The sequence below is a fragment of the Photobacterium alginatilyticum genome, from assembly GCF_009910675.1.
GTDB classification, from domain to species: domain Bacteria; phylum Pseudomonadota; class Gammaproteobacteria; order Enterobacterales; family Vibrionaceae; genus Photobacterium; species Photobacterium alginatilyticum.
In genome coordinates this window covers 1-10,971 of the sequence record NZ_RSEJ01000052.1, presented here as the reverse complement: position 1 = coordinate 10,971, position 10,971 = coordinate 1, and the positions used below count along the sequence as shown (strand labels likewise).

The 10,971-nt window shown below is 42.6% G+C and carries 12 protein-coding genes; all 12 read left to right on the top strand.

Annotated features, from left to right (window positions below):
* Positions 1-1,319 precede the first annotated feature (1,319 nt).
* The 12 genes from EIZ48_RS27285 (at position 1,320) to EIZ48_RS27230 (ending at position 10,155) form a co-directional block, all read left to right on the top strand.
* Positions 1,320-1,925, top strand: coding sequence for a hypothetical protein (locus EIZ48_RS27285; RefSeq protein ID WP_160658435.1), 606 nt, complete (start codon positions 1,320-1,322; stop codon positions 1,923-1,925).
* Positions 1,926-2,614: 689 nt separating this feature from the next.
* Complete coding sequence (locus tag EIZ48_RS27280; protein WP_160658433.1) at positions 2,615-3,082, top strand: DUF5680 domain-containing protein; 468 nt, start codon at positions 2,615-2,617, stop codon at positions 3,080-3,082.
* 185 nt (positions 3,083-3,267) lie between these two features.
* A complete protein-coding gene (locus EIZ48_RS27275) occupies positions 3,268-3,702 on the top strand; it encodes a hypothetical protein (protein WP_160658432.1) in 435 nt (144 codons plus the stop codon).
* 948 nt (positions 3,703-4,650) lie between these two features.
* Complete coding sequence (locus EIZ48_RS27270) at positions 4,651-4,905, top strand: DUF3297 family protein (protein ID WP_192928753.1); 255 nt, start codon at positions 4,651-4,653, stop codon at positions 4,903-4,905.
* Between the two features lie 298 nt (positions 4,906-5,203).
* Complete coding sequence (locus EIZ48_RS27265; RefSeq protein WP_128783326.1) at positions 5,204-5,458, top strand: type II toxin-antitoxin system Phd/YefM family antitoxin; 255 nt, start codon at positions 5,204-5,206, stop codon at positions 5,456-5,458.
* Positions 5,451-5,717, top strand: a complete 267-nt coding sequence (locus EIZ48_RS27260) for a Txe/YoeB family addiction module toxin (RefSeq protein ID WP_160658429.1) — start codon at positions 5,451-5,453, stop codon at positions 5,715-5,717. The genes EIZ48_RS27265 and EIZ48_RS27260 overlap by 8 nt, the downstream gene beginning before the upstream one ends.
* Positions 5,718-5,865: 148 nt before the next feature.
* Positions 5,866-6,516, top strand: coding sequence for a pentapeptide repeat-containing protein (locus EIZ48_RS27255; RefSeq protein ID WP_160658427.1), 651 nt, complete (start codon positions 5,866-5,868; stop codon positions 6,514-6,516).
* Positions 6,517-7,360: 844 nt separating this feature from the next.
* The gene (locus EIZ48_RS27250) at positions 7,361-7,645 is read left to right on the top strand and encodes a hypothetical protein (protein WP_160658425.1); all 285 of its coding nucleotides are present in this window, start codon (positions 7,361-7,363) and stop codon (positions 7,643-7,645) included.
* Entirely contained in the window at positions 7,642-7,929 is a 288-nt protein-coding gene (locus EIZ48_RS27245; protein WP_160658423.1) for a hypothetical protein, read from the top strand. Before EIZ48_RS27250 ends, EIZ48_RS27245 begins: the two co-directional genes overlap by 4 nt.
* A 155-nt stretch (positions 7,930-8,084) precedes the next feature.
* Positions 8,085-8,549, top strand: a complete 465-nt coding sequence (locus EIZ48_RS29225) for a DUF7683 domain-containing protein (protein WP_205298624.1) — start codon at positions 8,085-8,087, stop codon at positions 8,547-8,549.
* A gap of 147 nt (positions 8,550-8,696) precedes the next feature.
* Positions 8,697-9,125, top strand: a complete 429-nt coding sequence (locus EIZ48_RS27235) for a VOC family protein (RefSeq protein ID WP_160658422.1) — start codon at positions 8,697-8,699, stop codon at positions 9,123-9,125.
* Positions 9,126-9,729: 604 nt separating this feature from the next.
* Positions 9,730-10,155, top strand: coding sequence for a hypothetical protein (locus EIZ48_RS27230; RefSeq protein WP_160658420.1), 426 nt, complete (start codon positions 9,730-9,732; stop codon positions 10,153-10,155).
* The last annotated feature ends 816 nt before the right edge of the window (positions 10,156-10,971 follow it).

The following is a 10,971-nucleotide window of genomic DNA, read 5'->3' as shown; positions in this document are numbered from 1 at the left end:
GATTATGTGTGCGTATCTAAAAGCAATGTAATGAATGATGGCTTAAAAATGGCTATATTAAAGCGCCGTAATTCAAATGAAAGATACGTTGAAGTACTAAACGGTCTTGATGACAGTATTGCGTATTATGGACCTTTTGTTGAGTGAGAATCGCATATAACAAGGCAATCAAGGTGACCCGTTACACTCGGCAGTTTTGGTATGGAGTTCGGTGTGCTTTGCTGGTTTAGTGTGGGGCACCTTATTGCAGGCGTTAGGCATGAGAAAAGACTGCTTTTGGATCTGGTCGTAACCACGTCGCCCAAGAACGGGAACTCTTTGGCCATTCGCTCATCGTAGGGCTGTCCTTAAAGTTCTGGGAAACGCAGGTTGCACCGTTCTTTGCTGCCTCAGACTATGGCAATAAGCATTCCTAGCTTCTTCGATACACCGCTGTGAAGGGCTTGTCGTCAACTTAACCCATCAGTCTAGTGATGCAGCCTCGATTAACATCTCATCAGGGTGTCATGCCAATGTAGTTGGCTTTAAGGTGTTGATAGTATTTATCTTACGTCAAGATTCGTGGATGCTGTATCCCATGGTTGGCGGCGGAGAATGCTGAGAGTTCGTCGGCCAAGTAGAGATTTTACATGTGGAAATGCCTAACAAAGCAATCAAGGTGACCCGTTACACTCGGCAGTTTTGGTATGAGGTTCGGTGCGCTTTGCTGGTTTAGCGTGGGGCACCTTATCGCAGGCGTTATGGCTTAAAAGCACAGGCAACGTGGTTTTCGCTTCAGGGCCAGTGGGTCAAGCTTAGCGGCTATTAAGCCGATCTTCTCAGGCGATATACCTGAACGCTTTCAGTGTATAATGAACTGTGAATTTAGCTGGCTTTGTCCGCAGCACGCTTGATTTTCCAGTTGTTCTCGCTGTCAGTAATGCCAGAAACTTCATCGAAAACCAACTCTCAAATTATGGCTAAGGTTTATCGAGTTATAATCCTTACTATTTTTCCCGAAGCTTCCGGTTTATATCAGTAGGTAAAGAGCAATTCTTTGTCCATTGGCTACTGATTTTGCTAGTTGGTTCATGAAGTTATGTATCAACGCCTGTTCGGCTTTTATCGGTAGGGTAAACTGGCAGGCGTTCGAGCAGATATTTCTGTAGCGGTAGCGTATCTGGTAAGTGACTAAATTTCCTTGAGTTTGCCATAACAAGGCAATCAAGGTGATGCGTTACACTCGGCGGTTTTGGTTCGGAGTTCGGTGCGCTTGGCTGGTTCGGTGGGGCACACCTTATTGCAGGCGTTAAGCGGCTTTTATGAGTTCGGAGATAACAATGAGTGAAGCTAATAATTTTTTAAGTACCGCACGAGATTGCTCATTGTGGCTACATAAAGCAAATGCTCTGTTCACGAGCGGGGAGTGCCTATACAAGCAATCAGGTGAACTTCTCATTGAGTTAGGTGAGGTTGCTGACACCCATGATGGACATAATGATAGACTCCAATGCTCATTAGATCTAATGATGTCTGCAAAGCTGTTATACGGCTATGCGCTTGAAACTCTTCTAAAGGGGATTCTTCTTCAAATTAAACCTGAACGTGTCGAATTTGATATTAAAGCTGATGGTATTGGTAATGTGCTTGAGGCCAAAATAACCCAAATTGGTGTGCCAATGAGTAAAGGCCATGATTTAGGAGTACTTGCAAAAGAAGTAGGGCTACTCGAGAGGCTTTCAGATCCTAAACAAGCTAAGCAGACGTTGCAGCATTTGACTGAGTGTGTCCAGTGGCGTTCACGATATCCAGCGCCACAAGACTCAAAGAAAAACCGCGCCTTAACCTCTCAGCAGATGACTGATTATATGCTTTTTAAGTTTCGTGACTTTTATATGCCAATATACAATGAGGCCTTGAATATTCTTGACGAAAGTATCGACTAATCAGCCGCTTAACAAAGGCATCAAGGTGACACGTTACACTCGGCAGTTTTGGTTTGGAGTTTAGTGCGCTTGGTTGGTTCGGTGTTGGTGCACCTTATGCCAGGCGTTAGGCATGGGAAAAGCCTGCTTTTTGATCTGGTCGTAACCATGTCGCCCAAGAACGGGAATTCTTAGGCAATTCGTTCATCGCTGGGCTGTCCTTAACGTTCGGGGAAATGCAGGCTGCTCTGTTCTTTGCTGCCTCAGGCAATGGCAATAAACGTTTCTAGTTTCTCTGTTGCTCTGCAGTGAAAGGCTTGCCGGCAACTTAACCAATCAGCCTGGTGGTGCAGCCTCGATTAGCATCTCATCAGGATGTCATGCAAATGTAGCTGGCTTTAAGGTGTTGATAGTATTTATGTTACGTTTAGATTCGTTGATGCTGTACCCCATGTTTGGCGGCGGAGCATGCTGAGAGTTCATCGGCCAAGTAGAGATTTCACATGTGGAAATGCCTAACAAAGCAATCAAGGTGACCCGTTACACTCGGCGGTTTTGGTATGGAGTTTGGTGTGCTTTGTGGGTTCAGTGTGGGGCACCTTATTGCAGGCGTTAGTTGCCATACGAAATATTCAGGTCAAATCATGAATTGACTCGCAAATACTGTTTTTATATACAGTTATTATTATGCCTCTTTATCAGGAGGTTCCATGAGCAATTTTTCAAAGCAAGAACTACATGATTTTATCGTGAAAGCTAAAGCAAACTCGTATGTGGGGCGAGCGCCAAAGTGTTTATCATATCGTCCTGGATCGAATGATATACTGTTCCAACTTGGCTCATTTAAATATCTGGACAGTTACTTTGGTGGAACTGATTTCTTGGGGCAAGAAGTCGTCTATTTTGACGATGTTCCTGTTTGGGTTATGAATTATTACGGCAAAATCTTATGCCCAGAAATCTATGATGCGGGTAAAGCTGGAAATGTAATTCTTGAAAGTTTAGCGTTGCTGTATGAGTCAGGCCATTTTCTCGGGGATTCAAGTCATGAAACTGAACTTGGTATTTATCATGACACAAATGAAGGGGATGTTGCGTCCTTCTCTGGGTATGAGTGGATCGATTTTCAAGGATGTAAAGTTTACGACCTGACGTATCATGGTGGAATGGTCAAGTAACATCAGGCAACTAACAAGGCAATCAAGGTGACCCGTTACACTCGGCGGTTTTGGTATGAAGTCAGGTGTGCTTTGTTAGTTCAGTGCGGGGCACCTTATTGCAGGCGTTATGTGCCCGGATTGGTTCGAGCCTTCATTGAGGATATGATATAGTTGACTGTAAACTAACTTTTTGCAGTATACAGATGAAGCATCTATTAATTTTTTTAACACTTATCTTCTCGGCTCAATCATTCGCATACGAGAAGTTTGGTAGTTGGATTTACTCGGATTTTGGATCCGATGGCAAAGTGATTACAGCTAGTGGGTTTCAAGGTATTAAAACGCTTTGGTTCCATTGTTATAAAACCATCGAGGTTAGAGTTGAGCTATCAACCCCTTCTAAGCAAAAAATAACAAGCTTTGGTCTGTGGATTGACGACAAGTTAAGTGAACATCTAGCATACTCTAGAACAGAAAACTCATTTATAGCTAACGAGACACTTACCCGTATCCACCATTTGTCGAAGGGAAAAGTTGCGGTGTTTGGCTTTGGCAGCGCCAATAATTATACGAAAGCAATAGTACCGTTGGATGGTTTTGAGCAGGCTTTTAATAAGTTGGTTTTGGAATGCGAATAGATTAAAGCTTTGCTGATCGTGAGAGTCACATAACAAACAATTTAAGAGGGATTCCCCACGCATGGCATTTTTTGTTTGGGTCAAGTTTAGTGTTTACGGCGTCGAAATTGAGTGTGGTGGTTGCGTGGCTCACCCCTTAATTGGGCGTTATGGCGCAGAGAAGCACAGGCAACGTGGCAGTCGCTTCATCATAATTGGGTCGTGCTTCGCTGCTAGTAATGATCAGTTTTCCAATTCTGTTATGGTGTTGGGTGTTTGCAATGAAATTAATCCTTGTCGGGCTCTGTCCGCGGCACGCACGATTCAACACCTCTTTTGCTAAACAAGACTCGAAGCATCGAGGTAGCTTAAGTAGGTAATTCAATGCACTCGTTCTTAACGCATTTTTTAGTGTTCCGGTTGTAGTGTTGTGCTTACTGTATTTTCCTTTATGCACTGATTTACACCGATAGGTGAGCTGTCCTTTTCGTGTAGGTTCTTAATTTAGCTTTAAGCCCATTCCTCTTCCGAGTAAATCTTGCTCAAATTCCCGCCAAAAGGCTCAGGATAAAGTTGTAGCTACCTGAAACAAATCACAAAATTGCGCTCTCTCAATTACCTATTCACTAAGTAATGTATGATGCATGAATCATATGGCAGGTAAATGATCCTGTTTGGCGGTAGCGTGCCCGATGCTTGCCTGGACCCCTTGGGCGCGCCATAACAAAGCAATCAAGGTGACCCGTTACACTCGGCGGTTTTGGTATGAAGTTCGGTGTGCTTTGTTAGTTTAGCGCGGGGCACCTTATTGCAGGCGTTATATGCTTTCACCTGGTCATTGAAATAGCGCCTATTGATGAAGGAATCCATGGTGAATGTTTAGCTTGTAGACCTGATGATTCGTAAGGCTAATCGTTGTCTTGTCGCATCGTGTTGTCTACAATGCCTCACCTTAATTTACTTCAGGTAATGAAAATGAGCGACACTAACTCAAAACTAACTTTGCCAGATCACTTATCGGGTAATCCTCGTAGTCCACATTTCGTAGCAGAGTGTTTTGAACACCACATTGGTATTCGCCTAAATGGTAAAGAGCGTACTGATGTCGAGGAGTATTGCATTAGTGAGGGTTGGGTAAAAATTCCTTCACCAAAAGCAAAAGACCGCTATGGTAATCCAATGCTGATTACACTAAAAGGTGAAGTAGAAGCATTCTACAAATAGTTTGTTTCAGCTTGCTAACTCAATACATAGGACTGTATTAGTTCTATGTATTGTGTTCTAGTCCTTACGCAAATCTCTTCTCATGCTCTTGAAAAGCGCATATAACAAGGCAATCAAGGGTGACCCGTTACACTCGGCGGTTTTGGTTTGAAGTTCGGCGTGCTTTGCGGGTTTAGCGTGGGGCACCTTATTGCAGGCGTTACCTGCGTCTAATTAGTTTCTGTGCATGATCTTGTACAAGTCAGAATGTTGGGTTAAACTTGTGCAATAACGTGTACAACTTAATTTGAGGTTAATTATGCGTATTGTTTCTTTTACTGAGGCACGGAATGGTTTGAAATCTGTGCTAGATGGCGTAGTTAATGATGCAGATTGCACTGTTATCACTCGTCGAGATTCTGAAGATGCAGTTGTGATGTCAATGGATTATTACAACAGCCTTATGGAGACCGTTCATCTTCTAAAATCACCAGCAAATGCTGCTCATTTAAACAAATCAATTGAGCAGTATAAAGCGGGTAAGGTAACTGAACGAGATATCATCGATGAGTAGAATGTTGGCTTGGACTGATGCCGCTTGGGATGATTACTTATACTGGCAAAGTCAGGATAAGAAAACGCTCAAGCGCATTAACAAATTAATTGTAGATACAAAGCGTTCACCTTTTGAAGGGATTGGTAAACCTGAAGCCTTGAAAGAAAATTTATCTGGCTTCTGGTCTCGACGTATAGACGAATCTAATCGTCTTGTTTATGCAGTTGACGATATTCATATCACCATTATTTCTTGCCGCTATCATTATCAAGCTTAATCTATCAAATCCGCGCAGGTAACAATGCAATCAAGGGTGACGCGTTACACTCGGCGGTTTTGGTACGGAATTCGGTGTGCTTTGTTGGTTCAGTGGGGCGCACCTTATTGCGGGCGTTAGAAGAAAGCGGAGGTTTTGAGGATAACATATGCTTCCTAAAGGACAAAAAGGAGTATCGAGATTATCGGTATTCTATAAAGCAAGTAAAACTCGAAATGTTAGAAATAAATTTTACTCAAAAGCTCAGTGTTTTAGGGCAAATTTCTCGAACGTATCGTTTAATAATGTCAACTTCAAAGGAGCTATGTTAACAAGTTGTAGCTTCAAGAAGGCAACATTTTCTCAAGTTGAGTTTCTTGGTACCAACTTAAAGAAATCTAATTTTACAGATGCGACTTTCAAGTACTGTGTTTTTTCTGGAGCCTTGATGAAAAAGGTAAATTTTAGAAATTGCAGGTTTGAAAAGTGTATTTTCGTCAACACTAACTTACGGCAGTCAAAACACTTAGTTATAGATGACACTAATAGAATATTTGATAGTCATCCATCACTAAAATTGGATAGCGAGTTAGAATATCTTCTCGAAGGCTTGAGATTCAACCCTAAACTACACAATAGTCGAGTACTGCATCTCAAAGGTGGAAAACTCAATAGTTTAACCGTACAAATCCTAATTGAACGGCTTGGGAATCAACGGCTAAAAATAGGCTTGGAAGTCTTAAGCGGGAGATTACCTTATCGTGTGGTTACTGCAAATAATCTGTTTAATATCATTGACAAGGCAAGTCGAACGGCATAGCATTTCGTTGTCCCGCCCCATTCAATCGAGAGATTGAAAAGTTCAGGAGAATAGTGGGGACTCGATTCAATAACTGGCATTCGAGAGGGGGTAGCTATGGTAGGAAATCTTTGCACGATCTGTGGTTTTATTAGTTTGATCATTGTTAACTGTTTAGAGCTTTTTATTGGTAGTGAATACTCTCGATTGTTTGGGGTCTCAGTCTAACCTCATATCCTTCCTCAAAAATTTCTTCTAACAAAACAATCAAGGTGATGCATTACACTCGGCAGTTTTGGCTTGGAGTTCAGTGTGCTTTGTTTGTTCAGCGTAGGCACACCTTATTGTAGGCGTTATGCACTTAAGAGCCATGCTCATCGATGGTAGAAGGTTCATTGTTCACTACCACGATTTCTTAGGCCATTCGTTCAGCGAAAGGCTGCCATTTGGTGTCGGGGTTCAGCAAGTTGTCAGTTTCTTTGTAGCCTTTGAGTATGAACCGTCAGGCTCTCGTTTAACACCCTTTTTGTTCCGTGGTTTCAGAGAGGGGCGATCCCTTTGGCTTTCAGCTTCATCGCAGGGCAGCCAATCTGGTTTGGCATTTGGAATGGGGAAAGTTCAGCTGACTCAAAGGCGCTAGGAGGGAGAAGCAACCTTCAAATCAGGATTTGTGGCAGCTTCACCGAAAAGACACTATGCGTCGATAGACTTGCGACCAAATAGGGAACGCACTAATGGATGGAGTTGCATAACAAAGCAATCAAGGTGACCCGTTACACTCGGCGGTTTTGGTATGGAGTTCGGTGTTATTTGTCAGTTCAGTGTGGGGCACCTTATTGCAGGCGTTATGTGTTTGGAGGGGGATATGAATCAAGATGAATTAGTTAGGACAATTCAAAGTGTTGGAATGACAACTTTTGTCAAATACTTTACTGCTTTTTTAGACTACTCGATCTCATCAGAAGATTTAGTTGAGGGTTTAACTAAGATTGAAAAATATGGAAATAACTCAGCGAAAACAAAAGTTAATGCTGCAAGACGTATAATTAAAAACAATTTAGCAGTGGAAGCTCTGAAGGTTATATCTAAAAGCAATAATGTTGAAGGTTGGGTAGTGCAGAAAGCTACTTACTTGTTGGAGAAGAAATGAAATTCGAGTTAACAAAAAGTGGTAAGCCAGTTTCAGAGAAAACTTTTGGAAGTATGGTTTGCTCAGATAAATCTTGTAGACATTCAGCCGTTGAACTAGATTTGTTTGATCCAGACTTACGGTTGTTTGGTCGTTATTTACACTTCAATGGTTACAAAACTATTGCTGAAGCTAGAGTAGTAATGGAGCAATTAGTTCTGGCACAAGCCGATCCATTTGTAGGTCTCAAACCAAAAGGTGGCAAAGTCATTGATTTTCAAGCTTGGAAAATCAAAAACACATAACAAAACAATCAAGGTGATGCGTTTTACTCGGCATTTTTGGTATGGAGTCCGGTGCGCTTGGTTGGTTCAACGTGGCACACCTTATTGYAGGCGTTATGTCCCTGAAGTTACCCACGGCTTTATCGTGGCACTATATCTAAAAAAAGAGAGCTAATATGATTCAACGCTTTGTCAGGTGGTATGACAAGGAGGAAGGTTCTTTTGTCGGAGAAGAGCCGTTCTATCTTAGAACTGAAGAGCTACAATCAATTTTCGGTTTAGCTTCACATAACCCGCTTTTCGATTGTTACAAGATAGAAGCCACAATGATATCTGAGTTTACGCGGGTGTTGTTGCTTCAGTTTGACTTTGAAAAGTACGATTACTTTGTTGAGTCGGAAGAGTCTCAAGGGTTAGTACATGAACTTTGGATAGAAAGTGATATTGAACAAACATTTTGTTTAGCTGAAGAAAAAGGTAATTCTGCGAAAAGTTTACTGTCACCTAAAGCTAAATTGACATGGACAGTTTCAGCGACAAGTCACTATGAAGCTATGGAAAAGTATTATCAGTATATGGGGTGGGGCCATTATTCATCAGAATTTTTAGATGATAGATTGCCATATGCCATTGAATCGTGAGACATAACAAGGCCATCAAGGTGATGCGTTACACTCGGTGGTTTTGGTTTGAAGTTCAGTTTGCTTGGTGAGTCCAGTGGGGCGCACCTTATTGCAGGCGTTAGGGCTCACGACTCAATTAAGCAATGAAATATAGGAGTTAGGTTAGTGGAACCAAGAATTAGCATTATTACTTTGGGTGTATCCGATCTTGAGAAGTCTTATGAGTTTTATACTTCATTAGGCTTCCCGACATCACGAAAGCCTGACTCCGGCATCATATTTTTCAAAACAGGCGGCGTTTGTTTAGCCTTATATCCTTTCGATGAGTTGGCAAAGGATGTATCTCCGGACTTAAAGCCTAATCGACCTGATTTTTCAGGAATCACGTTGGCACACAATACAAAAGAGAAATCTGAAGTAGATGCAATCTTACATCTTGCAGAAAAGTCAGGTGGCAAAGTAGAGAAGACAGCCCAGGATGTGTTCTGGGGAGGTTACAGTGGTTACTTCTCTGATCCAGATGGTTACTTATGGGAAGTAGCTTATGCTGATTGCTGGGAATTTAACGAAGATGGGAGCTTAGTCATAGATTAAAGCCCTAACAAGGCAATCAAGGTGACCCGTTACACTCGGCGGTTTTGGTATGAGGTTTGGTGTGCTTTGTTAGTTTAGTGCGGGGCACCTTATTGCAGGCGTTATGCACCTAGAGCCAAGATTTTCAATGGTAGATAATCCATCGCTTGTTTCCTCGATTTCTTTGGGCATTCGTTTGCCGAAAGGCTGCCTGAAAATCTGAGGGTAAGCTTGTTGTTGCCTTCTCTGCTGCCTTTGATTCTGGCAATTCAACATTATAATTTCAACGTTGCTCAGCTGTGAAAGTGCTGGCGCACTTCTTTGCCTATTGGTTTGGTGCAGCAGCCAAGCCAGTCAGTATCAGGTTGTCATGCAGGTTGGTTTGGCCCAAGCTGTTGAAAGTGAATCAGAATTATCAGAGTATGAATTTGTTGCCTGTATGACGCAGATTCATCATGCATGGAAAGATTTTCGGCCAAGTATGTTCGTATTAATGGATGGAGTTGCATAACAAAGGTATCAAGGTGACTTGTTTGACTCGGCATTTTTGGTTTGGAGTTTAGTGGGTTTGGTGAGTTCACCGTGGCGCACCTTATCCCAGGCGTTAACCGGCAAGGAGAATTACATGAGAAATGTACAAAAATTAATGATGTTCTCATTACTGATGTTGGTATCTTTTGCCAGTTACTCAGGGACTAAAGATGAAGTCATGAGATTAGGATTTAGAGAACAAACAAAGCCGATGACTTTATCGAGTAGTGAGGTAGTGCAAGTTGAAGGCTTAGCTAAGATTTGGGCAACAGAGACTGAAGCATGGATATTAATTCTTAATTATCGTACAGACACTTTAGAACCAGCGGAGTTACGAAGAAAAGCTGGTCTTATTTGGAAGCAGTTTAAGCCACTAGTTGAAAAAATGGGACTGAATTATGCGGGTATTCACGCCAAGAAATATCCAATTCCTAATCCTACCAGTGAAACTGACTTTGTTGGGCATAACTTTGTCTTAAGTAAGAATGCGAATGGTGAATGGGTATTCTTGGGTGACTAGAAAGTGCCGGTTAACAAAGCAATCAAGGTGACCCGTTTGACTCGGCGGTTTTGGTATGAGGTTCGGTGCGCTTTGCTAGTTCAGTGTGGGGCACCTTATCGCAGGCGTTAGGCATGGGAAAAGCCTGCTTTTGGATCTGGTCGTAACCACGCCGCCCAAGAACGGGAACTCTATGGCCATTCGTTCATCGTATGGCTGTCCTTATTGTTCTGGGAAATGCAGGTTGTTCTGTTCTTTGTTGCCTCTGATGATGGCAATATACATTCCTAGCTTCTTCGATACATCGCTGTGAAAGGCTTGTCGTCAACTTAACCCATCCGTTCAGTGATGCAGCCTCGATTAGCTCCTCACCAGGCTGTCATGCAAATGTAGTTGGGTTTAAGGTGTTGATAGTTATCATGTCCAGTGAGGATTAGTGAGTGCCGTATCGCACGGTTGGCGCCGCAGTACGTTGAGAGTTCGGCGGCCAAGTATGAATTTCACATGTGGAAATGCCTAACAAAGCAATCAAGGTGACCCGTTACACTCGGCAGTTTTGGTTTAAAGTTCGATGCGCTTGGTAAGTTGGCCGTGGGGCACCTTATTGCAGGCGTTAGGCATCGGAAAAGCCTGCTTTTTGATCTGGTCGTAACCGCATCGCCCAAGAACGGGAAACCTTAGGTAATTCGTTCATCGTAGGGCTTTCCTTAATATTCGGGAAAATGCAGGTTGTTCCGTTCTTTGCTGCCTCAGACGATGGCAATATACATTCCTAGCTTCTTCGATACACCGCAGTGAAAGGCTTGTCGTTTACTTTACCCATCCGTTCAGTGATGC